Origin of the sequence: Anaerostipes butyraticus, assembly GCF_016586355.1 — a bacterium.
Classification (GTDB): Bacteria; Bacillota; Clostridia; order Lachnospirales; family Lachnospiraceae; genus Anaerostipes; species Anaerostipes butyraticus.
On the sequence record NZ_BLYI01000070.1, the window covers coordinates 69,694 to 93,922 of the forward strand.

The window sequence follows — 24,229 nt, forward strand, 5'->3', positions numbered from 1 at the left end:
ACCTCCATATTCATTTCTGTTCAGGAGAGCGCTCTCTTGATATATCAACAATAAAAAAGGTTGACAACAAGTGTCAACCTGGAACCGCAAGCGGTTCTTAAAAACAAATTGAATTTTTCTGTAATCCTTACTTCTTCTTACCGAAACATCTCATCGTTCCATATGAGTTTTGTCAATTCTACCAGCACTGCTGTTCTTTCTGTTATTTCCGTCTTGCCAAATTTAGCATATGCCCTGAATCCCAGATTGTGATCCGCAATGAATTTTTTAAACTGCGGATGATTCTGATATGCTGAATCTCCAAGTGATTCCGTATAAATATTTCCTTCATTGGAACAATACTTTTTCAACTTATACTCATATCCTGCGTCATTCAGACTGGCATTGATGCTCTTATGAAGCAGCAACAATGCTCCCACACTATTTCTCCATCGTCTGAAATCATCCTGATCCGAATATTCACTGGTAAACCACTCATAATGATCGGCAATGATATGCTCTATCTCGAATGGATTCTTCGTCTGCGTATTCATATAATTGCAGTAATTGGATGCAACCCCTGTCTGTTCCTCAATATAGCCGGTAACTCGCGCCAGAAAATGTTTTATATATTTTTTTGTAAAGCTGTTAAGTCCCCAGTTATAAAGTGCTGTTTCAGACACGAATGCAAGATTGATATACTGCTGCTGCAATTTACTTTTTAATGCAGGAATATCCGTCATACGAATATCCTTTGTCACATTGAATACAAAATTCTTAATAGTGCTGTAATTTACAGATCTGTAATTTATAACTCTTGAGATAATCAAAAGATCAATAAACCTTGCTGTCAGATTGATCTTCTCTGTAATCACCGGCCATGGATCTTCGTAGCATATCGGAGCCAGCAGCAGCTGAGGCTGTAATGTAAAGTTAACCCGGGCATTATAGTAAACATACTTTGTTTCCTCTGAAAATACTGCTTCAGCTTTGCGGATCAATTCGTATACATCAGCAAATTTGGCAAACTTCTTTATAAACAGTTCATAATCATCTGAACTGTTCAGTCCAAGTTTTTCACGTTCATCTCTCACCCATTTATGAAATGAACCGCTAATAATATCAAAATCTTTATTCTTCGCTTTTGCCCTGTTTTCACGGATGGTTTCCGCATAATGCGCCCTCAGCCATACCTTTATAAAAACTTCATCGCCCTTATCGTCATCCCGCTTTAGCAAGAGAATCTTGTCTTTCCAGAGATTGTTCATTTTTTCTCTCACAGAATCAGATTTAATTTCCGAAAGCAGGTAGCCTTTTAACATTTCCGTGGAAGTCAGGCTAAGTCCCCGGTCATTCATGGTAACAAAGATTTTGTGAGCGTCTTGTTCTGTCGTTGCTACAATTTCAATAAAAAATACTTTTTCCGCCAGCCAGTCACAGAAATGCAGTAAAAGATCATCCGATATATCCTCAGGAAAAACCTCCTGAATATCCTGATATCTTCCATAAAGATTACATACCGATTCGCCTGCTCCGGTAACGTCAAAATCCACATTATTAAAAATAGCTTCCATACATTCCTGGCGGTCATCGACATTGATATTAAATGACTTCGTGCCAAAGGATTCAGAAAAAATCATAGTTTCGATCATATTGTAACTCTGCCCGGCTGCCTTTAATCTGTTATTCAGGTACATCAGAAGCAAAGTTAAAGATGATAATCTCTGCTGACCGTCAATAATCGCATTTTCTCTGCCGGCTAATATAATCGATCCCATGAAATAGGTCCCATAATCAGCAACTGCCGGTCTTGTATCCCCAGGTTTATAATAGTCCAGAAATTCTGAAGTCAGATCATCGATCAGTTCTTCGATATGTTTCCGCTGCCACATATATTCCCGCTGGTAATAATGAATTGAATATTTCGTATTTTGAAGCAGCTGTCTTAAATTCTTCGGTGAACCCTCAATCTTCTTCATAAGTCCATCCTTTCTGCCTTTGTTTTATTGAAACGGTTGATTTACTTATCTTTTCTTGATAAAAGGCACACTGTCTCTACATGCCCGCTGTGTCCGAACTGGTCTACGACACTGACTTTGTCCACCTGATATCCCTGCTCTCCCAGTATTTTCACGTCTCTCGCCAGTGTAGCCGGATCACAGCTTACATAGACAATTCGTTTCGGCGCCATTTTTACCATGGTATCCAGCAGTTTCCCATCGCATCCTTTTCGCGGCGGATCCACAACGATAACATCCGCATACACACCGTTCTTTTCATATTCTCCCGGCAGTACTTCCTCTGCTTTTCCCACGAAGAACTGTGCATTGTCAAATCCGTTCATTCTGGCGTTCAGTCTTGCATCGTCAATAGCTTCCGGCACGATTTCCACGCCGTAGACCTGTTTTGCTTTCTGAGCCAGGAACAAAGAAATAGTTCCAATGCCGCAGTACAGATCCCATACGGTTTCCTCTCCTTCCAGCTGCGCATACTCCAATGCCTTTTCATAGAGAATCCTCGTCTGTCTCGGATTCACCTGGAAAAAAGACAGAGGTCCGATCTGATATTTTACATTCCCAATGTAATCATAAATATACGGCGGTCCATACACTTCTTCAATCTGACTTCCCAGAATCTTGTTGGTCCGCTCCCGGTTGACATTCACACAGATGCTGGTCATTCCTTCGATTTCCCGCAGAGAATCAACAAGCTGTTCCGCATTTTTCAGCTTTTTCCTGTTTCCGTTAAGCACAAGACAGACCATCACTTCTCCAGTGGTAAATCCGACTCTCGTCACGATATGGCGCACCAGTCCCTTCCCGGTCTTTTCATCATACGCGGAAATATGGTTTTTCCTCATATAATGCAGTACTTTTTCCAGGATTTTCTGATTCACCGGATGCTGAATGGCACAGTCGGTACACGGAATGATCTGATGCGATTTGCCCGCATAAAATCCGGTTACCAGATTGCCTTCTTTGTCTGTCCCCACAGGAAACTGGGCCTTGTTTCTGTAATGGTACGGTTCATCCATGCCATAGACCGGTTCCATTTTTTCCTCAATATTTTCCAGGCCGCCAATCCGCTCCAGGCAGTTTTTTACCTTGCGGAACTTATATTCCAGCTGTTTTTCATAAGATAAGTGCTGCAGGGTGCAGCCTCCGCACGGTCTTGCCACAGGACAAACCGGTTTCACACGGTCTCTGGACGGCTCCAGCACTTCTTCCACCCGGGCATAGCCGTATTTTTTCTTGGCTTTCATGATCTTTGCCCGGACTCTGTCTCCCACTACAGCGTCCTTTAAAAAGAGGGCATAGCCGTCCACATGGCCGATGCCCTCTCCTTCATTTCCTATGTCATCAATATACAGTTCAACCATCTGATTTTTCTTAAATTCCATATTCACCTCTAAATTGATGTTTTTCGGATTCTTGTATCCAGAAGTCTCTGGAATCCGGACCATTCCTGGTCTTCTTTCTGTTTTTCAATGATTTCTGCAAATGTTTCCATTCTGGCGTCCAGATTATCTGCCTGGCTCAGTGCAATGGCTTCCAGCAGCGCCGGTTTTTTCGGAGAACCGAATTCCAGTTCCCCATGATGTGCCAGAATACAGTGTTTCACTTCGTTTGCCAGTTTCGGCGGAAATCCCGGGATCTGACGCATCAGGCGGTCTAATTTAATCGCTCCCATCACGATATGTCCCACCAGCTGTCCTTCATCCGTGTAATCATTTTCAGGAAATCCTGATAATTCTTCTACTTTTCCCATGTCATGCCACAGCGCGCTCATAACCAGCAGATCCCGGTTGATCTGCGGATACAAAGCCGCATAGCTTTCACAGATTTTCGCCACAGACAGGCTGTGTTCCAGAAGTCCTCCAATGTAACCGTGATGCACGCTCTTAGCTGCAGAATGAACTTTGAATTCTCTGGCGAAATCCTGATCTTCTATAAAAATCATTTCTGCCAGTTTCCTTAAATGCGGTTCTTTTGTTCTCTGAATCATCTGAACCAGCTCATCATACATGCCGTCAATATCTTTTTTCGTACTTGGCATATAATCGGTCATGCTGTATTCCCCTTCCTGCGCCTTGCGGATCCGGTGGATGTTCAGCTGATTGGATCCCTGATAACTGGTCACCTGTCCTCTTACATGGATATAATCCATTGCCTCGAAATGACCGATGGCATTGGTCAGCTCCCATACCTTTCCGTCAATGACTCCCGTTTTATCCTGAAGGGTAAGAGAATAATAAGACTTCCCATACTTTGATGTCCCCGGAGATTTGGTCTTGCACAAATACACCTCAGAAACCTGATCGCCTTCTCTTAACTCACTAATATACCTCATAACATTGCCTTTCTAATTATAAAATCACTCCATGCTCTTTCGGGCACTTTTACATTTCATTATGCCACAGATTTTCTCTAAAATCCATATAAAACGCCTCTTATCCTAAAAAAGAACAAGCGCTGTTTGTTTTTTACTCTTTTGCCGTTTTACCTATAGATTTATTTATGCTATACTATATTTATTTCCAGTTATTTCCATTTATTTTGTTAAATTTCTATACATTTTATTTCTCTTCTCTTTACACATTTCTTTTCTTTTTCTATAATAAAAGGAGACATCATTATGAATACAACCAATGACAAAGCAGCCAGACAGCCAAAACCTTTAACTGAACTAACGCTTCTAAACCGTTTTCTGTTTAACGAAGTAATGGAACAGCCGGAAAATCTCCGGGTATTATTAGAAATCATTCTCGGGAAAGAGATTTTGTTAAAATATCTGCCTGAAACTGAGCGGGAAACCCGCACTTCTCCCATTCACCGTTTTATCAAACTGGATGTCTGGGCAATGGATGAAGAAGATACTGTATACAATGCTGAAGTACAGCAGAAAAATACGCAGAACCTTCCAAAGCGAAGCCGCTATTATCAGGGGATGATTGACAGTAAACTCTTAAAACCCGGTGTAGTTGATTTTAATGAGCTGAACGATATTTTTATCATTATAATCACTCCTTTTGACCTGTTCGGTCAGGCCGCTATCTGTACACATTTCAGATGCAGTGTGAGGAAGTACCAGAGCTTCATCTGCAGGATGGGGCAGCAAGAATTTTTATAAATACCCATGGAAAAATCCTGAAGATATCAGCGATGATCTGCTTGAGCTGCTTCATTTAATTGAACATACAAATGATCATGATACCACCTATCATAATAAAAACTTACAGAAAATGTCAGAAAGAGTGCGTGAAATTCAAAATAATGCGGAAGTGAGTGTGAAATATATGCAGGCATGGGAAGAACAAGTCCTCGACCGTCAGGAAGCGCGGGAAGAGGGCCGGAAACAACTATTATCAGAACTCATTCAAAAGAAACTGGAAAAAGGACTGACCATGGATCAGATCGCAGATACGCTGGAAATTGACGCTTCCAGAGTAAAGGAACTGATCCGGGAAATGGAAACATCAGGTTAGTCTGTTTTCTTTTAAACAAAACATCTCCGGAGTGCCGCTTCTTTTTACAGGAAGTGTACTCCGGAGATTATTATATTTTCATATTATAAATTTTTGCGTTCCATTGCCTGATCATACGCCTGCTGATAGAAGAATTCCTGAGAATTTAAAGGTGTATCCTGATTTTCCGGACGTTTATAATTTCCTTCAGAATCTTCTTCTTTTGCTTTCTGGTTATCACTGAGCATCGTAATGAACATTTCAATGATCTGCAGTTTCAGATCCGGGTCATAAACCGGAGCCGCTACTTCTACACGGCGGAGAGTATTTCTTGTCATAAAGTCTGCGGACGCAATATAGACTTTTTCTCTTCCCTTCGCACCGAAAATATAGATGCGGGAATGTTCCAGAAATCTTCCGACAATGCTTCGAACAGTAATATTCTCTGTTTTTCCTTTGACTCCAGGAATCAGACAGCAGATACCGCGAACGATCATGTCAATCTTCACGCCTGCACAGGATGCTTCGATCAGTTTTTCCATGATCTTCTTATCCGTCAGAGAATTCATCTTAAGGCCAATATACGCCTCTTCGCCGGCTTTTGCGTAATTGATCTCTTCATCAATCATATCAAGAATCCGGTTCTGCAGACAGTTTGGAGCCACCAGCAGATGTTCAGATTCCTGGACCGTCTCACCCATGGACAGTGCCTGGAAAACATTGGCTGCATCTTCCGCAATCCCTTCATCTGCCGTCATCAGAGACAGATCCGTATACAGACGGCTGGTTTTTTCATTATAGTTTCCGGTTCCGATCTGCGTAATGCAGCGGATTCCGCCTTTGGTCTTTCTTGTGATCAGGCAAAGTTTGGAATGTACTTTATATCCGTCCAGGCCATAGATCACACGGCATCCGGCATCTTCCAGACGGCGGGACCAGCGGATATTATTTTCCTCATCAAAACGAGCTTTTAACTCCATCAAAATCGTGACTTCTTTTCCGTTGTCTGCTGCTTCGATCAATGCTGCCGCAATCTGGCTCTGTTTTGCCACACGGTAAAGAGTCATCTTAATGGAAACTACATCCTCATCTTCAGCCGCTTCACGGAGCAGATTCAAAAATGGTCTCATGCTCTCATATGGATAAGACAGAAGCTTATCTTTCTTTTCGATCTGCTTGATAATGGATTTGTGATCTTTAAACTGCGGAGATTTCTGAGGCACCCTTCTTTCATAAAATAACTCTGATTCTCCTCTTAAACAGTCTCTGATTCCGTCCACAAAGGACAGGTCAAGAGGAGAACGGCTGTGGAATACATAATCTGTGCTCAGATGGAGATATCCGCAGATTGTTTCAATACTTTCGCCGTCCATTTCCCTTGTATATTCCAGACGGATCGGCGCCAGTTTTCTTCTCTTCTTGATCAGATCCTCCATGAAATCTCTGTAGTCCAGATCTTCATCATACAAAGCATCTGCATCAATATCTGCATTTCTTGTAACACGGATCAGACACTTGGATTTTACATGATAGCCTTTAAATACTCTCGGCACATAGTGAAGAATGATCTCTTCAGACAGCATATATGCGTCTTTTCCAGGAATCTTGATCAGGCGCGGAAAAACTCCGCTTCCGCATGGAATGATCGCCAGTCGTTCCTTTCCGTTTTTCGTTTCCAGTACGGCCACTGCATAGATTTCCTTATTTTTCAGAAAAGGGAATGGCTGTCTCTTGGCAATAATTGTCGGAGAAATCAGCGGCGCAATCTCTGCCTTAAAATATTTTCTTAAATATTCACTTTCTTTTTTTGAGATCTTCTGAAAGTTAACCAGCTTCATCCCATAATGCTCCAGCTTTTCCATCAGATCTTCATAAATAGTATCTTTCTTTCGGTTCAGTCTCTTTACTTCCGGAATGATGGCGTCCAGCTGTTCCTGCGATGTCATCTTCGTCTTATTTTCCCTTATTTCACGGTCGATCAGCAGCTGATCTACCAGTGTCCCCACACGGACCATAAAGAATTCATCCAGGTTGCTCTGATAAATTGACGCAAATGACAGCCTCTCACACAAAGGGACCTGAGGATTCTGAGCCTCTGCCAGAACTCTCTCATTAAATTTCAACCAGGATAATTCCCTATTCATATAAATCTTTTGTTTCATCCATTTTCACCTTTCAGTCTTTTTGCGTTTTACCCCTACATCATACGATGATTATGTTAAATTCTGGTAATCATTATGTTAACTTCCTGTAAATCTATTTGGTATTTTGAAGACCTTCCGTTCCCCCTTGCATTTACACCCAAAATAATGTATGTTACACTTTTAATAAATCATTACTTTTATATTATAATATGTAACATTTTTTATTTCAATATTATGAAAAGGGAACATCAATTATGAACCAAAAAGTTTTTCAGACACTGGAATTTGATAAAATCATAAAGATACTGACCGGATATGCCTCTACTGAAATGGGCAGGGATTTATGCCGGAAACTAACTCCGATGACAAAGGAAACTGATATCCTAAATGCCCAGGATCATACCCAGGACGCACTGACCCGGATTTACCGCAGAGGCAGTATTTCTTTCTCCGGAATTACCGATCTGAAACCTTCCATTGCACGGCTGAACATGAAAGGAAGTCTCGGTGCCGGGGAACTCTTAAATATTGCAAAACTGCTGGAAACCGTAAAAAACGCGGCTGCGTACAACTCCAGTGAGGACGATGATATGGAAGCAGATTCTCTCGATGAGATTTTTGAGGCTCTGGTTCCTTTAAATGACCTGCTTCGGGAAATCAGACGCTGCATTATCTCGGAAGAAGAGATCAGCGATGACGCGTCTTCTGCTCTGAAAAGCATCCGCCGCTCTATGAAACAGGCCAATCAGAAAATCCACAATCAGCTGACAGCTGTTGTCAGTGCATCCTCCAATCAGGATAAACTGCAGGATGCCATTGTTACCATGCGAAACGGCCGGTACTGTATCCCGGTGAAACAGGCCTACCGCAATTCTTTCCCGGGAATGATCCATGATCAGTCTGCTTCCGGCAATACTTTGTTTATCGAGCCAATGTCCGTGGTCACTTTAAACAATGAACTGAAAGAACTGGAGGGACGGGAACAGGCGGAAATTGAGAAAATTCTCTCCCTCTTAAGCGAAGAAGCCTCTTATGCAGCGGATGATCTTGCACGAAACCAGGATCTTCTGGTTCAGCTGGACTTCATTTTCGCCAAGGCCAAATATGCCAAAGATCTGGATGCTTCCCGTCCGATCTTCCGGGAAGACGGCGTGATCAATATCAAGCAGGGGCGTCACCCTCTGCTGGACCAAAAGAAAGTCGTTCCGATCAATGTGTCACTGGGACAGGATTTTTCCATGCTGATCATCACCGGACCAAATACCGGCGGAAAAACCGTTTCCTTAAAGACCGTTGGCCTTCTGACACTGATGGGACAGGCCGGTCTTCATATTCCGGCTTTCCAGGGTTCTTCTCTTGGTATTTTCCGGGAAGTCTTTGCCGATATCGGAGATGAACAGAGCATCGAGCAGAATCTCAGTACTTTTTCTTCTCATATGACAAATATTGTCTCCATCATTCAGCAGGCATATAAAGATTCCCTTGTACTTCTGGATGAGCTGTGCGGAGGAACGGATCCGATCGAAGGAGCCGCTCTGGCAATTTCGATTTTGACAGATCTCCATGACCGGGGGATTAAGACAATGGCAACGACTCATTACAGCGAGCTTAAAATGTTTGCCCTCTCTACAGACGATATTGAGAATGCATCCTGCGAGTTCGATGTTGAAACTCTGTCTCCAACTTACCGGCTGATGATCGGAATTCCGGGTAAGAGCAATGCCTTTGCTATTTCCAGAAAACTGGGACTGGATGAACATATCATTGAAGGTGCTTCCGGACAGATTGATGAATCTGTAAAAGATTTTGAAACAATCCTCGCTGATCTCGAAAAAAGCAAACAGACTATTGAACAGGAACAGGAAGAAATCCTTGCCTATCGAAAAGAAATTGAATCCCTGCGCAGAAGTCTTAAGGCCCGTCAGGACAATATAAAAGAAAAGCGGGAAAAAACTCTTCGAAATGCCCGTGAAGAAGCACAGCGGATTCTGCAGGAAGCAAAAGATGTGGCAGATCAGACCATCCGTGAATATAATCAGCTGAAAAAGCAGACAAATAAAGATACCAACAAAAAGATGGAACATATGCGAAGCGATCTCCGCGGCCGGATGAACAAGCTGGAAAATCAAATGACGTCCAGGAAGAAGAAGCGTTCCGGCAAACGGCATGACGCAGGCGATTTTCACGTAGGGGATGAAGTGTACGTATCCAGTTTATCTTTAAATGGTACAGTGCAGACTCTCCCGAACGCCAAAGGCGATCTCTATGTCCAGATGGGCATGATGCGGTCTCTGGTCAACATCCGGGATCTTGAAATCACAAAAACCGCAAAAGAAGTGAAACGTGAAAACCAGCGGAACGAAAACAGAGGACGCGCCCGCACCGCCATGAACAAATCCGCCACCATCAAACCGGAAATCAATGTGATGGGAATGACCGTTGACGAAGCAATTGCTGAACTGGACAAGTACATTGATGACGCCTGTCTTGCAAATCTGGCGCAGATCACGGTTGTCCACGGAAAAGGAACCGGAGCCCTTCGAAAAGGCCTTCATAATTACTTCAAAACTCTGAAAAAGCAGAAACGCATTTCCGGCTACCGGGACGGCGAATATGGAGAAGGCGATCTCGGCGTTACCGTTGTAACTTTATAATATTATCAGTAAGGAGACATCATGAAGCGACATCCATGTAATATAACAGAAAACCAGATGCACCAGGCGCTGCGGGAAGAAGAATTCAAACTTTTTCTCCAGCCTAAGGTGCACCTGAAAAACGGTACAGTAACCGGAGCAGAAGCTCTGGTCCGCTGGATTTCCAGCGATGGCCGGACCTTCTTTCCTAATGACTTTATCCCTTTATTTGAACAAAACGGTTTCATTCTCTCTCTCGATCATTATATGCTGAAACAGGCCTGCCGCCTGATTCACTTCTGGATCAAAAACCATCTCCCACCAGTTCCGGTTTCAGTCAATCAGTCCAGGCAGACCTTTCTGAAGCCGGATTATGTTTCCCGGCTTCAGGAGCTGATAAAAACCTGGCAGATTCCAGATGGTTTCCTGATTCTCGAAATTACAGAAGGAATCGCTTTAAAAAATGAAACAGAGCTTAATTCCCTCCTCTCACAAATCCGGACTTTGGGAATTCTGACTTCCATGGATGATTTTGGCACTGGTTACTCTTCACTTACAGTTCTCGGAAACCTTCGGATTGATGAGCTCAAACTGGACCGGGGATTTCTTCTGAACGCGGCAGAACCATCCAATACCCGTGCCCGTATCATTATGGAACACACACTCCAGATGGCTGCCCGGCTCCAGATCCCCACAGTCACAGAAGGAATTGAAACAAAGGAGCAGGCAGAACTGGCCCGGGATCTGGGAAGCATTTATGGTCAGGGATATTTCTATGGGAAACCCATCCCTGCAGAAGAATTTCATAACAAATATATCATTTGCAAAAAATAGAATTCCCGGAATTTCTATGGCTTAGAAGTTCCGGGAATTTTTTATTTATGTTATAATGATTTTTCAGATATACAGGAGGCAGATATGATGAAAAAACAGATTTTATTATATAATATCAAAAATAGAAAAAGAGCCATGGACATCCGCCGGGTTTTAATGCCGTTAAAAATCCGCATCAAAACTATTTCTCCGGAAGAATTTGCCCATCCCATCGGATATCTTCTGGGGCTGGATGGATACGAGGCGTCAGACGCTCCTGCCGATGCTTGTTTCTTTGAAGATGAGATGATGGTCATGGCCGGATTCACCAGCTATGATATTGATCAGGTCATCCACGGATTCCATAAACGCAGAATCCAGGGAATTCCCCTGAAGGCGGTCGTCACACCTCACAATCAGGAATGGACTTCTTATAAATTATACGGAGACCTGAAAAAAGAACATGAAAAAATGACGAAATAGCAAAACCCCCAAAGTTCCAGTCCATGACGCTTTGGGGGTTTTTATCAAATAATTTCTAAAAGGTTACCGTTTTCGGTTCTTTGGTAAAGGATGAAAATGTCGCTGCGGCATCTTTCATATAGAATACCTGAGTATTGCCGTCATCCGGCGCGTACATCTCTTTCAGAGATGGATATGCATCCAGCAGAGAAGCTTTCGCTTCTGTCCGGTCATCTTCCACCAAAGTTGCCGCTACACGAAGCCAGTCTCCATCTTTCATGGCGCAGATCTCAACTTTTCCATTCTTCATGATCTGTTTGGATACATCTTTTACTTTTCCGGTCTGAATATACAGTTTCCCTTCAAACATATGTATCGTCCCAAAAGGACGCACCCTCGGCTGATCGCCGTCCATCGTAGCCAGATAATAAGTTTCCGCATCTTTCAGGAACTGATAAACTTCTTCCATGTTCATTCCTCACTTTCTGTCTATGCTTTGATTTCCTTACTTCCTGTCTGGATCAAATCTGCTCTACTTTCATTTTTTCGAACCCGTCCCTCCCAAGAACCGCAGACAAAGCCTGTTTGTATTCATCATACGTAAGACTGCCTTCCGGAACTAAAAGTTCAAAATCCGTGCCATATGCATTGACGAACAGGTTTGTTTCCTTCAAACCGTTTTTCATATAAAATTTTTTCCTGCCGGCCCTCTGCTCCGCATTGGACGCGGACGCATCCTGCTTCTCAATTTCCAGGATCAGCTTCCTGCCGCGGAACCTGTCCATAATCTTCTGAATTCCAATGCTTCCGTATCCTCCGCTGCGCTTTTCCGGCAGTATGGCATAATAATCCAGAATTGCCAGATCTCCTGCCAGCATATTAATATTTAATCCTATCAATTCTTCCTCTTCCATCAGAGATAAAATTTCCATCTTCCCTTCCTGCTCCAGTTTCCGCATAAAGTCAAATGGCTTTTTTTCTTCTGCCGGAAATGCCTCTTCATACAATGTCTTCAATCGATTTGCTGTCTCTCTTTTCATGTCATCAAATCGTATCAAATCCATATGTTCCTGACTCCTCTTTCTTTATTTTTATTCTTGTATTTTAATCTGACACGCCTTCATGGCTTCCAGTGCATTGGCATGACTCTCCGGTGTCACTCCCGCACAGCATTTTGCATCTATCATAATTTCCGCTTCCGGGAGCACAGATTTCAGAATCATCGCGTTAGAAATCACACAGATATCCGTACATAATCCGATCAGCTCAATTCTGCAGTCCTCTGTACCGCATGCTTCTGCCAGAACATCTCCCAGTTCTCTGGAACCAAACGCTCCCTTTTTGCAGAAATCATGAACCTCTGCCTTCGTCTCTGCCAAAGCCTGCAGAATCTCTCCATTGAGCGCCCAGCCGTCTTCACCGTAAATACAATGAGCCACCGGCAGATTCTTCCCTTCCTGAGTTTCCAGATAATCTTCCCCATGGGTATCCAGGGTTCCGTAAATATCCCCCTGGAAATTCCGGATCTTATCCGCTGCAGCAGTGACAATATTCTGAGCTTCTTCTGTTCCAAGAGCGCCATCGATAAAGTCATTCTGCATGTCCACAACAACTAAAATATGTTTCATTGAAGTTTTTCCCCTACCAGCTGATTGACCAGTTTTCCGTCTGCCTTTCCTTTCACTCTCGGCATCAGATTTTTCATGATATTTCCTTTATCCTTCATCGTTGGGGCGTCGATTCCAAGCTCAGATAATACGGCGTCAATCTCCGCCTTAATCTGGTCTTCGCTCATCTGCTCCGGCGCGAACTCTTCCAGAACCGCAAGTCTTGCTTTGCACTCATCAATAATGTCCGTGCGGTCTGCCGGACAGGAATCCATCGTCTCTTTTGTCTGTTTCATTTCTTTTGCGATAATTCCGTTTTCTTCTGCCTCTGTCAGATCTTCTCGCTTGTCAATCTGAGCGTTCTTTAACGCTGTCAGCAGCATGGAAAGGGCATCTTTTCGCTCTTTGTCCTTATTTTTCATTGCTGCCATCATTTCTTTTCGAATTACATCGATCATACTCATGTTTTTTTTCCTCCTCCTGCAAATCTCATATTGTGTCTATCTTAACACACCAGCTGCGGTTCTTCAAATCTCCCAAAAGTACAGATACCCTTCCACATCTCTTCTTGCACTTCCCGCAAGCCAGAAATTTTTATATCTGCGCATCTCCTCAAATTCTCCCTCTGGCATTTTTCCGGAACCGCTTTCCGCAAAAACATACACATAAAATGGTTCTTTTCTTTTTTCCGCTTCTATGATTTCTGCCGCATCTACATAAGCGCTTCCGATATCCAGCCGCTTCCCCTGGCGGGAGCAGACCGCTGTCTGCTCATATATTTCAATTCCTTCTGTCATAAACAAAAACAATTTTACCGGATGGATCCAGATACAGTCGTCTGATATCACTTCCATTTCACATGGAATCTGTCTTCCGGAAATATAATCTCTTAATTTCCAAAGACTCTTTCTTTCCCTGCGGTTTTCGGCCCGGAGGATTCCCATTCCTCCGAGTTCCGGCATCTGAGAGATTACTTTCTCTTCCAGCATCATCACCGCTTTCCCCTGAGCATGCTGGAAATGTGCTTCTACCGCATTTTGCAAAGTCGCTCCAATATACAAAACATCTGCCTTTTTATCTCTTTTTAAAATAGGGTACTCTGGAAATTCTATCTTCTCCTGCCAGATTGAATGCATGATGCCGCCTCTCTTTCTTCTCTTCCGGATTTTTCTAAGAGATAGCATATGCATTTTATCTTTTAATATTTACACTTTCCAACAGTTCTTGGATACGGAATCACATCTCTGATATTTGCCATACCGGTGACGTACATAACCATTCTTTCAAATCCAAGTCCAAAGCCGGAATGTCTGGTGGACCCGTATTTTCGAAGATCCAGATAGAAATCATAATCTTTTGGATCCATACCCAGTTCTGCCATTCGCTTCTCCAGTTTCTCCAGAGAATCTTCTCTCTGGCTTCCTCCGATGATCTCTCCGATCGCCGGTACCAGAAGGTCCATGGCAGCCACAGTTTTCTCATCATCGTTCATTTTCATATAAAACGCTTTGATGTCTTTTGGATAATCTGTCACAAAAACCGGCTTTTTAAATACTTTCTCTGTCAGAAATCGTTCATGCTCTGTCTGCAGATCAATTCCCCAGGATACTTTATACTGGAACTGATCATTATGCTGTTCCAGTATTTTTACAGCTTCTGTATAAGTCACTCTGCCAAACTCTGATTCCGCTACGTGATGCAGCCGCTCCAAAAGCCCTTTGTCTACAAATTGATTAAAAAATTTCATTTCTTCCGGTGCATATTCCAGAACATAACCGATGATATATTTGATCATCTGTTCCGCGATTTCCATGTTGTCTTCCAGATCCGCAAATGCCATTTCCGGCTCAATCATCCAGAATTCCGCCGCATGTCTTGTTGTATTGGATTCTTCTGCCCTGAATGTCGGTCCAAACGTATAAATATTGCGAAACGCCTGGGCAAAAGTCTCTCCGGCCAGCTGCCCGCTGACGGTCAGATTTACCGGTTTTTCAAAGAAATCTTCTTCATAATTGATCTCGCCTTTTTTCACTGCTGCTTCCAGATCCAGTGTCGTTACCTGGAACATTTCTCCTGCGCCTTCGCAGTCCTGGCCTGTAATGATCGGCGTATGAACATAAACAAAATCCCGTTCCATAAAAAATTTATGGATAGCATACGCTACCAGAGACCGTACCCGGAATACTGCCTGAAATGTATTGGCTCTTGGCCGCAGATGCGCGATCTTTCTCAGATATTCAAATGTATGACGCTTTTTCTGAAGCGGATAATCAAAGGAACAGCTTCCTTCAATTTCCACGCTTTTTGCCTGAATTTCAAATGGCTGTTTTGCCTCCGGCGTTGCCACCAGGGTTCCGGTTACAATTACGGCCGTCCCCACATTTAACTTTGCAGCTTCTCCAAAGTTGTCTAATTCTTTATCGTATACTACCTGAACCGGGTTAAAAAAAGTTCCGTCATTTATAATTAAAAATCCAAAATTTTTCGATCCGCGGTTGCTTTTCACCCAGCCGCATATTTCCACATCCTGCTGATCATACTCTTTATAATTTTTGTACAGCTGTCTTCCTGTTATCAAATTCATTTACAGAATATCCTCCAAATCATCATATTTAAAATTCAAAAAGATTCAGTCCGGTTTCTTCATCAAACTTTCGATCTACCGTGCCGTTGATTTCCGTCAATACCAGTTCTCCGGTTCCGCTGATCACAGCTTCCTGCAGATGTCCGCCAAATACATTTCCCTGCTCATCCGCAGCACTAATATGAAAATGTGCATAGGTCTCCCCGTTCATGGTGTTGATATTCCCGCCAATAGAAACGATTTCCAGATCACCTTCCCACGTATGACCTTTAAATACTTTTTCTTTCGTATCAAAAACGCCTGCTGTGACCTTTCCTGCAGCGCCAATCCCTGTCAGATACGCAAGCTTTATCTTCTCTTTTTCCGCAACGAATTTTAAGCTTTCTGCGATTTCTTCTCCGCGGTCCAGACGGATCACATACTGATTTTCAAATTTGCGATAGTCCATTGTCTGCCTCCTTCTAAATGTACCGGAATTTCTCCGGTTTTCCTATGATTAAGATTATAAAACAATCCCTTGCATCCAACAAGATACAAAAAGTCTCCGGCGGCTCCCTTTTTGCCGCACAGAGACTTCCTGTACTGTAATATCTGTTTCTTTTTATTTAGATTCCGGACTTTTCTGATTATCTCATGCTTTCATACAGATCTCTCAGTATTTCATCCGTAATTTTCACCGGATTGTTTTCAAGATTCGGATGATGGCTGATCCGAATCAGCTCATCAATCTGTTCATCTGTTAAATTTAAATCTTTCAGGTCAGTTCTCAATCCCATTTTTTCTTTCAGGTCGTGGATGGCGTCTGCCATTTCATCCACATCCTGAAATCCAAGCTTTCTGGCAAAATCCTGTACCCTTCCGTTTTCCACATCTTTATTGACTCTTGCGAAATAATCCAGAGTCAGGCCGCAGGCCTCGCCATGCGGAATATGATACAGATTGGTCAGCGGGAAAGAACATGCGTGGGATGATGTGGTTTTCGGCAGTGTGAACGCCAGCCCCGCGATGACCGATGCCTCACACATTTTTTCTCTTGCTTCTTCATCTTCCGGATTCTGATATGCCCGGTACAGATACTGAAATACCAGACCTGCCGCATGGACCGCACATGCGTCACAAATTGGCTGATGCCCTCTGCTCCAGTATCCTTCCAGAGCGTGGGATAAAACATCAATCCCGGTTCCCGCCGTTACTTTCGGCGGCATCGTATAAGTCAGTTCCGGATCGATAATGGCATAAGAAGGATAGAAACTGTCAGATACGATCGGTGATTTTTTCTGGTTTTTATGATCCGTTAAAACCGCCACACAAGTCACCTCACTGCCGGTTCCTGCTGTTGTGGGAACTGCAATGATCGGAAGATGTGTTTTTGGCAGAACCTTTCCCGTTCCATGATATTCCCGGATGGAGTCACCTGTCATGGCTGCCGCTGCCGCTGCTTTTGCACAGTCCATGGAACTTCCGCCTCCCAGTGCCACGACAAAATCAATCTTCTCCTGACGGATTATTTCGGCACAGGCGTCCACTTCCTCCACATCCGGATTCGGTGATATTTTTCCAAACGCACCTACCAGAGTTCCTTTGCTGTCTCCAATGATCCGGTCTGCCAGTCCATTGGTAAAGAAAAACGGATCTGCTGCCAGCAGGCCTCTTTTGCATCCCATAGCTTCCGCCAGATCTTTAATTTCTGAAACCCTTCCTTTTCCAAACCGGATCTTTACCGGCTGTAAATAATCCCAATTCATATGTCCCTCCTCTAATCGCAGTATTTCTCGTCTACCATTGTCAGTACTTCATCCAAAATCGGAAGATATTCTTCCAGCTCTTCTTTTGTAATGATCAGCGGAGGACAGATTTCAATGAAGTTCTCTCTTCCGAATGTCGCAAATCCCCGTTTCTTCAGTTCTGCAAAAATCCATGGCATTACCGGTCCCGGAACACCGTATTCCTGCATTGGTTCTCTTGTCTCCTTATTTTTTACAACTTCCAGTGCCCCAAATAATCCAATGCATCTTGCCTCTCCAATGCACTTATGTTTCTCTGCCATTTCATTCATAAAAGCGGAAACGATTTCGTGCATCTCTGCCACGTGCTCCCCAATTTTATGTTCTTTATAATAATTCATGGCTGCGACGCCTGCTGCGCAGGCAAGAGTGTGACCTGAATAGGTAAGACCGCACTGCAGAACATTTTCTTCAAAATATTCCGCGATCTTTTTATTTACAATCACTCCTCCCAAAGGAACATATCCGCAGGTAACTCCTTTGGCAAATGTGATCATATCCGGTTTAAAATCAAAATTCTGCCATGCAAACCATTTTCCTGTCCGGAAAAATCCTGCCATTACTTCGTCACAGATCATCAGGATTCCATATTTGTCGCAAAGAGCCCTGACTCCTTCCATATAACCATCCGGCGGAAGAATAACGCCGTTGGCGCCAACAATAGACTCCATTAAAATGGCTGCTACATTATTGGTTCCCTCATATCGAAGCTGCAGATCCAAGTCTGCCAGAGCCTTCTTTGTCACTTCCGCATCATCTTTTCCCTTTGTATATCCGTCCCGGTACATATGCGGATTCATAAATTTTACAAATCCATTGGCGCCTCCGATCTCTGCCGCAAATCTTCTCCAGTCACCGGAAGCATTGGAAGATCCGAGTGTCGCTCCGTGATAGCTTCGATAACAGGAGAAGATTTTTGTTCTTCCTGTTACCATTCTTGCCATTTTAATGGCGTTTTCGTTGGATTCTGCCCCTGCATTGGTAAAAAACACTCTCTTGTAAGTATCTTCTCCTGCTGCTTCCACCAGCATTTTGGCCAGCCGGCTTTTTGGTTCACTTGCATAAGCCGGAGCCATAAAGCACATTTTATCTGCCTGTTCTTTGATTGCATCTACGATTTCCGGAAGCTCATGTCCCAGATTGGAACATACCAGCAAAGATGCCATATCTGCATATTTATTTCCATCATAATCCCAGAAATAAATTCCTTTTGCCTTTTCCACCGGCAGAACATCCTGCCCTGCTTTTCCCCATGACTGGAGAATATATTTTTTATGCATTTCCTGTATTTCTTTTCCTTGTAAGCTCATCGTTTCTGCCCCTTTCTTTTATTCATTGTCATTTGCTTTTTTGTATCGTATCCCCTTTTATACCTTGATTCAATGTGTTGAAGCCTGGTTTTAAATAGGCTTTGGCACATTTCGAAACGTGCGCCTGCCTACAGGATTTCCTGGATCATAAACGCAATTTTAAACCTGGCGCGCACGTCCAGGCTGGACAGATTAAATCCTGTGATTTCCTCGATTTTATTAATTTTCTTGTTTATGGTGTTGCGATGCACATATAACTCCTCCGCCGCTTCTTTTACACTTCCGTCATGATTCAGGTAACACTCCAGCACCTTGCAGTAATCAGTCTGTTTCGCTTCGTCATATTTCAGCAGCGGCCCCATCATCTCCATATAATATTCCCTGACAATCTCCGTATCCTCCATGGCAAGGAGCAGCTTATACAGTCCCAGTTCATTGTATACAACCGCTGTTTTGTTCTGATTCCTTCTCTTTTGCAGCTTTAAGACGCCCTGAGCCTGACGGTAGCTCTTGGCAATACATTTCATGTTTTTTGTACACCGCCCAATTCCAATATAGCTTTTCTCTTCTTTTCGCAGCATACATTCATACTGCCTCATCATCTGCTGCAAAATTTCTTTCACTTCTTCGTCCGCCATCTGATGAAAAATCAGCAGGATTTCTTCGTCCTGTTCAAAGATAATCACGTCCCGGTATCGGTAAGAAAGCTGATTTTCAATATATTTTTGAAATCGCTGACGGCGTTCTTTCTCAACCGGCTGGGCGCCTTCCAAAATCTCTATGGCTGCCACACAGTACGACCATCCGGGAGAATAATGGTATCGTTCCAGAGCCGGAATATACAGATCTTCCTGTGTCGGGAAAAAGATCGCATTTTTTACCGCGCTGGATAATTCCATATTGGCTTTATCTTCCTCTGTGATCTTCAGGCAGAAAATCTGCATAATATGAGCCATATGCGTCTCCCACGGCACCGTGATCAGCGGGAAATTCCTTTCTTCACAATACTTTATGATTTTTTCCGGCACCTCTTTGATATACGGCCCGATATTTACAATGATTGCCGTTGCCTGATTATTGATAATGCATTTTACCATCTCAAAAAAATCTTCCTCTGATTTTAATGCCGCCCCTGTAGTAAATGCAATTTCCTGTCCTTCCAGAAATGTAGAAATTTCTATTGACTCTACCATATGTGTCCATCGTACCGCACGATCCAGATTATTCTTCCCCGCTAAGATCTGAATTCTTTCTTCCTCTACAGATTCCAGAAGCTTCCGCAGCGTTACTGCCATATGCATCCCTCCTTTTTCCCGCAGGCCCCGTTTCTATGGCACCAGCACAGATAGGCCGGAAACTGCCAGAAGAATATATGTCAGTTTTAAAAAAACTGACTGATTGATTTTCTTTTGTATTTTGTTGCCAATATAAATCGCCAAAAACAATGGTATGATTCCCAGGCCGGTTATTTTGAGAACCTCCGCCGTCATGCTTCCGTGAAGTTCATCTGAAATCATTAAAAATAAATTTAATATGACCCAGACCGGAGCCACGGTCGCCCGAAACTGATCTTTGTCTTTTATGACTGCAGAAGCATAGACCACCAGAAGCGCTCCTCCGGACACAAACATTCCATGCAGGATTCCCGCAGCCAGAAGACTTCCTGTTAAAAGCCAGCCCGGCATCTGAATTTCCCTTGGTATCAGAAGCTTTTTCAATGCGATCAGCAGAATGAAGATTCCATAACAAGGCAGAAGAAAATCCAGTGAAACCTTGTCAAAAATCCAGATTCCTATGATCATTCCGCTTCCCATCCAAAGGATGATTTTCCCAAGAATTTTGTACTGGATATATCTGCGGTTTTCCACCGCGATCCAAAGGCATGAAACAAAGGCCATAATATTTAATATGACCTTTGCCTCTGAAACACCAATCAGCTGTATGGATACCGGCATTGCCAGCAGCGTACCGGCAAATCCCGTAATTGCCTGAATGACGTTTGCCGCAAACAGAACAAGAAAGAAAATCATCGTTCTCATAGTTTCAGGGTCTCATTCTGTTCATTGATAATGTTTAGGATTTCCTCACGAATCTGCATGTATTTTCTCGTATATCTGGCGCTTTCTTTATTCACACCATCGATATCGTAAGTGAAATCAGTTTCAAATTCTTTTACGATTCTTCCCGGCCGGCTGGACATTACAATGATTCTCGTTGCCAGCGCCAGCGCTTCATCTACATCATGGGTGATCAGGAAAACCGTATTCTGTGTCTGACTCCAGATCTTCCGGATCAAGGTCTGCATATTCTGCCTTGTCAGGGCATCCAGAGCTCCAAATGGTTCATCCATCAAAATCATTCCCGGCTGATTGACCAGCACTCTCGCCAAAGATGCTCTCTGCCTCATGCCGCCGGACAGTTCATACGGCTTATGATCGCCAAAGTCCCCCAGTTCCACCAAATTCAGATATTTCCTGGTCAGTTCCTCCGTCTCTTTCTTTGGCAGATGCCGGACATTGGGGCCAAACGCCACGTTGTCATGGATATTCAGCCATGGATACAGCGTTGGTGTCTGAAACACGACTGCCCTCTCCCAGCTGGCGCCTTCGATTAGTTTCCCATTCATTTTTGCCTCACCTTCTGTTGGTTTCAGGAACCCTGCCATAATATTCAGCAGGGTGCTCTTTCCACATCCGGAAGGTCCCAGAACACAGATGAACTCTCCTTTTTCAATGTTAAGATTTACATTCTGGAGGGCTGTTACTTCTCCTCGTTCCCCATTATATTTCAAATTGATATTTTCCAATGTCACCACATGCTGCGGCGCTGCGTTTAAAATTTCTTCCATAAGCTGATCTCCCTTTCTGTTACTCTCCTAAGACTGCTTCAATATATTCCGGAGCGACTGCTTTTTCAAAGGTTGATTTATCCGGCACGCTGGTAATATTCTTCTGATCTTTCAGGAAGTTTGCAGTATCCAGCAGGTTGTCTGCCAGCTCGCCTACCTTATCACTGGTTCCCAGATATTTGCTGCTGATCTGATCTTTTGCAGATACCCACTCAGCTCCTGCAATCTGGGTTTTAATTTCATCTGCAGTTAATCCCAGCTGATCAGATAACGCAGAAACTGCCTCATTCTCATCCTTACTGTAAAGATCTCTTGCTTCCTGCATTGCCTTAATATATTTCTGTACCAGTTCCGGATGTTTCTCTGCGAAATCAGAACTTACAACTTCCACATTGGCTGTCATATAACCTTCTTTTGCTGCATCGCCATTGGATACAAGAATTTCTCCTCCATCATCCAGAATGCTCTGAAGCGCCGGCTGCCATACCCAGGCCGCATCAATGTCTCCTCGTTTCCATGCAGCATATGCACTATTCGTATCCATATCCAGCAGCTTCACATCAGATTCTGACATTCCCTGAGAGTTGAGATAACGAAGCAGACAGTAATGTGAAGTTGTCGCAAATGGCACCGCAATGGTCTTTCCTTTCAGATCTGCTATGCTCTTAATGTTGTCTTTCTTTCTTACTGCCAGAGACTCAATATTTCCAAGCACTTCATGGATCCAGATAACCTTTATGTCAATTCCCGTGGAAAGCGCCAGAGCAGCGGATGTGGTTCCTTCCAGTCCAAAATCAATACTGTTGGCTTTCAACGCATTATTGACGTCTTTTCCTGAGTCAAACTTCACAAGCTTTACTTTAACTCCAAGCTGGTCTTCCAGATAATTTTTTGCTTTTGCAATTCCTTCATCATTTGGCATTTCCTGCGTTCCGATTCTTACGGTATCCACTGAATCGGAATCAGAAGAACTGCCGCCGCTTTTACATGCCGTCAGTCCGGTAACTGCCATCGCCGCCGCAACGGCGCAGGTTCCTAATTTTTTCCAAAATCTCTTTTTCATATGCATTCTCCTTTTCTTTCTCGGTTCTCAGTCTTTTCCTTTCCACGGAACAACGCATTTTTCTGCAAAAAGAATAATTCCATTTAAAATAATTCCTGTTGCACTCATGACAATGATTCCCATGAAAATGATGTCATACCGCAGATAATTACTTGCATCCAGAACAAGCCATCCAAGTCCTGAACTTGCCGCTACCATCTCGGCAGCAACCAGCGTTGTATAACCTACGCCCAGCGCTGTTCTTAATCCCATAAAAATGTCTGGCAGACACGCCGGGAAAATAACTTTTGTAAAAACCTGTTTTTTCGTTGCTCCCAGAGTATATGCGCTGTTAATGTAATCCTTCTTTACCCTCATAACTGCGGATGTACACTGAATGTAGATCGGCGCGAAACATGCCAGAAACAGCAGCGCAATCTTAGATTCATTTTCAATTCCCAGCAGCAGTACCAGCAGTGTATAATATGCCAGCGGCGGAAGCGGACGATAAAATTCAATGATCGGTTCCAGCACTGCGCGGAATTTACTGCTGCTGCCGCTCAAAAGTCCCAGCGGCACGGCTACAACTGCTGCCAGCAGGAAAGATACCAGAAGCCGGTACATACTGGCTCCGATATGCTGCGCAAATGTAAAGCCTTTATATCCGTTCACCGCAATGTCCATAAATGCTGCCCACACCATCTGAGGAGTCGGAAGCAGTGTCGTATCAACCAGCCCCAGATTTGTTACCAAAAACCATGCGGCTAATATGATAACGACTGTCGCTATGGTTATGATCCTTTCTGTCGATAACTTCTTTTTCTTCATTGCATTACCTCTTTTTATTTTTGCTCGATTTATTGTTCCTGCGTTGCTAATAAGCATCGGCACCACCCTCTCCATTTCTGACCTGATAAGATTCAAAAATCGGCATTACAAAGATTTTTCCATCTCCAGGCGTTCCTGTATGATTGACTTTTATGATCGTTTCCACGGCTCTCTGAGCTTCTTCTTCCGGCACGATCAATGTAATCAGACGTTTGGGAAGCAGCCGGTGTCTGGCATTTTCTGATATGTCCCCGGCAAAATTAAATGGTTTCTTTCCCCGGCCTCTGACCCTGATACAGGTATAAGCCGGAAACCCTGCCTTCTCCAGCGCGTCTTTTGTTGCGCCGGTCATGTTCGGCCGGATGACCGCTAAGATTTCTTTCATAATCTCCTCCTTCTACAGGCCTTCATCTTCTGTGCTGATCGTATACGCCTCATCTACCGGGCTGATAAAAATACGTCCGTCGCCAGAATTTCCATTCTCGCCTGTTCTGGCATGTTCCATGATGATATTTTTTACTTTTTCTTTGTCTCCATCTTCAATTACCATGAAGATCATTTCTTTTGGAATTTCATCATAAAAAACATCTCCTATCTGAATTCCTTTTTGTTTTCCTCTTCCGTAAACCTCCATTTTTGTCACAGAGGAATATCCTTCCTGTAATAAAGCATCCAGCACTTCTTTTACTTTTTCCGGCCGGATGATTGCTCTCAATAACAGCATATCTGTC

General features: G+C 43.4%; 25 protein-coding genes. 5 read left to right on the plus strand and 20 right to left on the minus strand.

Going from position 1 to position 24,229, the window contains the following annotated elements:
- Positions 1–137: 137 nt before the first annotated feature.
- From JMF81_RS15400 to JMF81_RS15410, 3 genes are read right to left on the minus strand one after another with little or no spacing between them, the layout of a single operon-like run.
- On the minus strand, positions 138–1,958 hold the full coding sequence (locus JMF81_RS15400; protein WP_201312311.1) for a DUF262 domain-containing protein: 1,821 nt from the start codon (positions 1,956–1,958) through the stop codon (positions 138–140).
- A 41-nt stretch (positions 1,959–1,999) separates the two neighbouring features.
- Positions 2,000–3,379, minus strand: a complete 1,380-nt coding sequence (gene rlmD / locus JMF81_RS15405; protein WP_201312312.1) for a 23S rRNA (uracil(1939)-C(5))-methyltransferase RlmD — start codon at positions 3,377–3,379, stop codon at positions 2,000–2,002.
- Between the two features lie 8 nt (positions 3,380–3,387).
- Positions 3,388–4,329 (minus strand): CRISPR-associated endonuclease Cas3'', encoded by a 942-nt coding sequence (locus JMF81_RS15410; protein ID WP_201312313.1) that lies wholly within the window; start codon positions 4,327–4,329, stop codon positions 3,388–3,390.
- A 285-nt stretch (positions 4,330–4,614) separates the two neighbouring features.
- Between JMF81_RS15410 and JMF81_RS16455 the strand changes: the two genes are divergently transcribed.
- Both JMF81_RS16455 and JMF81_RS16460 read left to right on the plus strand, forming a co-directional pair.
- The gene (locus tag JMF81_RS16455) at positions 4,615–5,109 is read left to right on the plus strand and encodes a PD-(D/E)XK nuclease family transposase (protein WP_243282710.1); all 495 of its coding nucleotides are present in this window, start codon (positions 4,615–4,617) and stop codon (positions 5,107–5,109) included.
- Positions 5,110–5,266: 157 nt separating this feature from the next.
- Positions 5,267–5,464 carry a hypothetical protein gene (locus JMF81_RS16460; protein ID WP_243282711.1) on the plus strand — a complete coding sequence of 66 codons (198 nt, stop codon included), beginning with the start codon at positions 5,267–5,269 and terminating at the stop codon, positions 5,462–5,464.
- A gap of 83 nt (positions 5,465–5,547) precedes the next feature.
- Here the strand turns inward: JMF81_RS16460 and ppk1 are convergent, their stop codons facing one another.
- Complete coding sequence (gene ppk1 / locus JMF81_RS15420; protein ID WP_201312314.1) at positions 5,548–7,605, minus strand: polyphosphate kinase 1; 2,058 nt, start codon at positions 7,603–7,605, stop codon at positions 5,548–5,550.
- A gap of 236 nt (positions 7,606–7,841) precedes the next feature.
- Between ppk1 and JMF81_RS15425 the strand changes: the two genes are divergently transcribed.
- The 3 genes from JMF81_RS15425 to JMF81_RS15435 all read left to right on the plus strand — a co-directional run bounded on the left by JMF81_RS15425 (position 7,842) and on the right by JMF81_RS15435 (position 11,516).
- Positions 7,842–10,241 carry an endonuclease MutS2 gene (locus tag JMF81_RS15425; protein WP_201312315.1) on the plus strand — a complete coding sequence of 800 codons (2,400 nt, stop codon included), beginning with the start codon at positions 7,842–7,844 and terminating at the stop codon, positions 10,239–10,241.
- A gap of 21 nt (positions 10,242–10,262) precedes the next feature.
- A complete protein-coding gene (locus JMF81_RS15430) occupies positions 10,263–11,054 on the plus strand; it encodes an EAL domain-containing protein (protein WP_201312316.1) in 792 nt (263 codons plus the stop codon).
- An 84-nt stretch (positions 11,055–11,138) separates the two neighbouring features.
- Positions 11,139–11,516 carry a DUF3783 domain-containing protein gene (locus tag JMF81_RS15435; RefSeq protein WP_201312317.1) on the plus strand — a complete coding sequence of 126 codons (378 nt, stop codon included), beginning with the start codon at positions 11,139–11,141 and terminating at the stop codon, positions 11,514–11,516.
- Positions 11,517–11,571: 55 nt separating this feature from the next.
- On the opposite strand, the gene JMF81_RS15440 is transcribed toward JMF81_RS15435, so the two are convergent.
- The 16 genes from JMF81_RS15440 to JMF81_RS15515 all read right to left on the minus strand — a co-directional run bounded on the left by JMF81_RS15440 (position 11,572) and on the right by JMF81_RS15515 (position 24,222).
- Complete coding sequence (locus JMF81_RS15440; RefSeq protein ID WP_201312318.1) at positions 11,572–11,964, minus strand: pyridoxamine 5'-phosphate oxidase family protein; 393 nt, start codon at positions 11,962–11,964, stop codon at positions 11,572–11,574.
- Positions 11,965–12,016: 52 nt separating this feature from the next.
- On the minus strand, positions 12,017–12,559 hold the full coding sequence (locus JMF81_RS15445; protein ID WP_201312319.1) for a GNAT family N-acetyltransferase: 543 nt from the start codon (positions 12,557–12,559) through the stop codon (positions 12,017–12,019).
- A gap of 27 nt (positions 12,560–12,586) precedes the next feature.
- Positions 12,587–13,123 carry a cysteine hydrolase family protein gene (locus tag JMF81_RS15450; RefSeq protein WP_201312320.1) on the minus strand — a complete coding sequence of 179 codons (537 nt, stop codon included), beginning with the start codon at positions 13,121–13,123 and terminating at the stop codon, positions 12,587–12,589.
- Complete coding sequence (locus tag JMF81_RS15455; RefSeq protein WP_201312321.1) at positions 13,120–13,566, minus strand: GatB/YqeY domain-containing protein; 447 nt, start codon at positions 13,564–13,566, stop codon at positions 13,120–13,122. The genes JMF81_RS15450 and JMF81_RS15455 overlap by 4 nt, the downstream gene beginning before the upstream one ends.
- Positions 13,567–13,629: 63 nt before the next feature.
- The gene (locus tag JMF81_RS15460) at positions 13,630–14,238 is read right to left on the minus strand and encodes a hypothetical protein (RefSeq protein WP_201312322.1); all 609 of its coding nucleotides are present in this window, start codon (positions 14,236–14,238) and stop codon (positions 13,630–13,632) included.
- A 62-nt stretch (positions 14,239–14,300) separates the two neighbouring features.
- Positions 14,301–15,686 (minus strand): asparagine--tRNA ligase, encoded by a 1,386-nt coding sequence (asnS, locus tag JMF81_RS15465; RefSeq protein WP_201312323.1) that lies wholly within the window; start codon positions 15,684–15,686, stop codon positions 14,301–14,303.
- Positions 15,687–15,714: 28 nt separating this feature from the next.
- Positions 15,715–16,134, minus strand: coding sequence for a PPC domain-containing DNA-binding protein (locus tag JMF81_RS15470; protein ID WP_201312324.1), 420 nt, complete (start codon positions 16,132–16,134; stop codon positions 15,715–15,717).
- 178 nt (positions 16,135–16,312) lie between these two features.
- Positions 16,313–17,431, minus strand: coding sequence for an iron-containing alcohol dehydrogenase family protein (locus JMF81_RS15475; RefSeq protein ID WP_201312325.1), 1,119 nt, complete (start codon positions 17,429–17,431; stop codon positions 16,313–16,315).
- Positions 17,432–17,442: 11 nt separating this feature from the next.
- Positions 17,443–18,780 (minus strand): aminotransferase class III-fold pyridoxal phosphate-dependent enzyme, encoded by a 1,338-nt coding sequence (locus JMF81_RS15480; protein ID WP_201312326.1) that lies wholly within the window; start codon positions 18,778–18,780, stop codon positions 17,443–17,445.
- A gap of 128 nt (positions 18,781–18,908) precedes the next feature.
- A complete protein-coding gene (locus JMF81_RS15485) occupies positions 18,909–20,075 on the minus strand; it encodes a PucR family transcriptional regulator (protein WP_201312327.1) in 1,167 nt (388 codons plus the stop codon).
- Positions 20,076–20,108: 33 nt separating this feature from the next.
- A complete protein-coding gene (locus JMF81_RS15490; RefSeq protein ID WP_201312328.1) occupies positions 20,109–20,819 on the minus strand; it encodes a sulfite exporter TauE/SafE family protein in 711 nt (236 codons plus the stop codon).
- Positions 20,816–21,628, minus strand: coding sequence for an ABC transporter ATP-binding protein (locus JMF81_RS15495; protein ID WP_201312329.1), 813 nt, complete (start codon positions 21,626–21,628; stop codon positions 20,816–20,818). The genes JMF81_RS15490 and JMF81_RS15495 overlap by 4 nt, the downstream gene beginning before the upstream one ends.
- Before the next feature lie 19 nt (positions 21,629–21,647).
- Positions 21,648–22,691 carry a taurine ABC transporter substrate-binding protein gene (locus tag JMF81_RS15500; protein WP_201312330.1) on the minus strand — a complete coding sequence of 348 codons (1,044 nt, stop codon included), beginning with the start codon at positions 22,689–22,691 and terminating at the stop codon, positions 21,648–21,650.
- A 27-nt stretch (positions 22,692–22,718) separates the two neighbouring features.
- The gene (locus JMF81_RS15505) at positions 22,719–23,498 is read right to left on the minus strand and encodes an ABC transporter permease (protein ID WP_201312331.1); all 780 of its coding nucleotides are present in this window, start codon (positions 23,496–23,498) and stop codon (positions 22,719–22,721) included.
- Positions 23,499–23,544: 46 nt separating this feature from the next.
- The gene (locus JMF81_RS15510) at positions 23,545–23,883 is read right to left on the minus strand and encodes a P-II family nitrogen regulator (RefSeq protein WP_201312332.1); all 339 of its coding nucleotides are present in this window, start codon (positions 23,881–23,883) and stop codon (positions 23,545–23,547) included.
- A 12-nt stretch (positions 23,884–23,895) separates the two neighbouring features.
- Positions 23,896–24,222: a P-II family nitrogen regulator gene (locus JMF81_RS15515; RefSeq protein ID WP_201312333.1), complete on the minus strand. Its 327-nt coding sequence runs from the start codon at positions 24,220–24,222 to the stop codon at positions 23,896–23,898.
- Between the last annotated feature and the right edge of the window lie 7 nt (positions 24,223–24,229).